At 51.2% G+C, this 2539-nt stretch carries 3 protein-coding genes and 1 pseudogene; all 4 read left to right on the top strand.

The features are described 5' to 3' along the window. A pseudogene (locus B3180_RS07800) lies at positions 1-224 on the top strand (beta-ketoacyl-[acyl-carrier-protein] synthase II); the annotation flags it as partial. Next, positions 214-669 (top strand): hotdog family protein, encoded by a 456-nt coding sequence (locus B3180_RS07795; protein ID WP_222236168.1) that lies wholly within the window; start codon positions 214-216, stop codon positions 667-669. The pseudogene B3180_RS07800 and the gene B3180_RS07795, both read left to right, overlap by 11 nt. A gap of 4 nt (positions 670-673) precedes the next feature. Then, positions 674-1402, top strand: coding sequence for a 3-oxoacyl-ACP reductase FabG (gene fabG / locus B3180_RS07790; protein WP_054489067.1), 729 nt, complete (start codon positions 674-676; stop codon positions 1400-1402). After that, a partial coding sequence (locus B3180_RS07785; RefSeq protein ID WP_286843874.1) for a beta-ketoacyl-ACP synthase occupies positions 1402-2539 on the top strand: 1138 nt, incomplete at its 3' end. The genes fabG and B3180_RS07785, both read left to right, overlap by 1 nt.

The following is a 2539-nucleotide window of genomic DNA, read 5'->3' as shown; positions in this document are numbered from 1 at the left end:
ACGGTGCTATTGAAGCGGTGTTCTGCTGGCTGGCGCTTACTCAACAAAACGGGCTGCCAAAGCATGCCTGGGACGGCGTCAAAGATTCGGATATAACGGATATCAATTTATACCAGGGTGACTCATGGCAGATCCCTGTTGAGCATTGTCTGAGTAACTCCTTTGCCTTTGGTGGAAACAATGTTTCCCTGGTTTTTAGCCGAGGAAAGCAACATGGCGCATAATTTAGACGAGCTGATAAAGCACCAACCCCCCATGCGGCTGATTGATGAGCTGTGCTGGGCCGAACCCGGCAAGGGACAGTGTCGGCTAACGGTCAGTAGCGATAATTTGTTTTACAGCGAATTGCTTCAGGGTCTACCGGCGCATGTTGGCATTGAACTTATGGCACAAAGCATCGCCGCTGTTGCGGGATACCAGCATAAAGCCGCCGGTGGTGAAATTAAGCTGGGCTTTCTACTGGGAAGCCGAAAATATCAGTGCGATATTGCCAGTTTCAAACTGGGCAAACGATACGATGTGTTCGTTGAAGAGTTACATGTTGAGTCGTCAGGGCTGAGTGTTTTTGCGTGTGACATTCGCCATGGCGATAAGGTGATTGCACAAGCCCGGCTGAATGTTTATCAGCCACCGGATGAAAACGCATTTATAGAGGAAAATTATGGTTAAAGGTATGGCTGAACGAGTGCTTGTCACGGGTTCCGGTAAAGGGATTGGTCGGGCAATTGCGCTGCAACTGGCTAAAGATGGCTTTGATCTGGCCATTCATTGTCGCTCAGACAAAACATCGGCGGAACAGGTTGTAGAAGAAGTTAAAGCACTGGGTCAACAGGCGTCTTTACTGGTGTTTGATGTTAGTGACCGCGAAGCTGCCCGACAGGCGATAGAACAGGATATTGCAGATAACGGCGCTTATTATGGTGCGGTGTGTAATGCCGGCATCACCCGCGACGGCGCTTTCCCTTCGCTAACGGAAGATGACTGGGACAGCGTGCTGCAAACTAACCTGGGCGGTTTTTATAATGTGCTGCACCCGTTAATTATGCCCATGATCCAGCAGCGCCGGGGCGGCCGTGTGGTCACTATTGCTTCGGTTTCCGGTATTGCCGGTAATCGTGGGCAGGTTAACTATAGCGCTTCTAAGGGCGGGGTTATTGCGGCGACTAAAGCCTTATCGCTGGAGCTGGCTAAGCGCAAAATTACCGTTAATTGTGTAGCTCCGGGACTGATTGAAACAGACATGACCGGTGAGCTCGAGCATGAGAAAGACATTTTATCCATGATACCCATGCGCCGTGCGGGTAAGCCGGAAGAAGTCGCGGGTTTGGTTGGCTATCTGTTCCAGCCGTCAGCCGCTTACATTACGCGCCAGGTTTTCTCGGTTAATGGTGGGTTAGTTTAATGAAACGTGTGGTCGTAACCGGTATGGGCTGTCTGACAGCTTTTGGTGACAACTGGTCAAGCTTTCGGAGTCGTCTGGAAAGCGGTAAAAATGCCGTGGTTAATATGCCCGAGTGGGAACGTTTTGAAGGGTTGAACACACGCCTGGCAGCACCGATTCAGCCAGCGTTTAAAAAGCCTTCGCATTACTCCCGTAAAGCGGTGCGCTCCATGAGCGGCGTTAGCTTAATGGCCACCCGGGCAACCGAGTTAGCATTAACCGATGCCGGGCTACTGGAGCACCCTTGTATTAGTGACGGAAGCTGCGGTGTTGCTTATGGCTCTTCGACCGGAGATACCGAGCAGATGAAAATCTTCGGTAATATGCTGGAAAACGGTGATATGACCGGTCTGAATGCAACGACTTATATAAAGAGCATGGCTCATACCACGGCGGTTAATCTGGGCGTATTTTACGGCGTCAAAGGGCGGGTACATACCACAAGTTCAGCCTGTACATCCGCTTCTCAAGGTCTGGGTTATGCCTATGAAGCCATTCTTTACGGTCACCAGAAAGTCATGATAGCCGGTGGTGCAGAAGCCTTGTGTCCTTCTGAAGCTGTGGTGTTTGACACCTTATACGCGACCAGCACCCGCAATGAAGCACCAGAGCAGACGCCCCGACCTTTTGACAAAAATCGTGATGGACTGGTTATTGGTGAAGGTGCGGGAACCTTTATTCTTGAAGAACTGGACCATGCTCTGGAGCGTGGAGCGACAATTTACGCTGAGCTGGTTGGCTTTGGAACTAACTCGGATGGCGCCCATGTTACTCAGCCTACGGCGGAGACCATGGCGGTGGCAATGCAACTTGCGTTACAGCAAGCAAGCTTAGAACCGGAGCAGGTCGGTTATGTAAATGCGCACGGTACTGCTACCGATCGCGGCGATGTTGCTGAATCTAATGCTACCGCAAAGGTATTTAAACGCCCGGTGCCTATCAGTTCGCTGAAGAGCTACTTAGGCCACACTTTGGGAGCTTGTGGCACCATCGAAGCCTGGGCCAGCATTCATATGATGCGGGAGAACTGGTTCGCACCAACAGTGAACCTGACCGATATTGATTCGGAATGTGGCGACCTGGATTACATTACCGGAC

Origin of the sequence: Idiomarina sp. UBA4206 (assembly GCF_002383015.1) — a bacterium.
GTDB classification, from domain to species: domain Bacteria; phylum Pseudomonadota; class Gammaproteobacteria; order Enterobacterales; family Alteromonadaceae; genus Idiomarina; species Idiomarina abyssalis.
The sequence above is the reverse complement of the archived record's forward strand: the minus strand, read 5'-3'. Positions and strand labels throughout refer to the sequence as shown.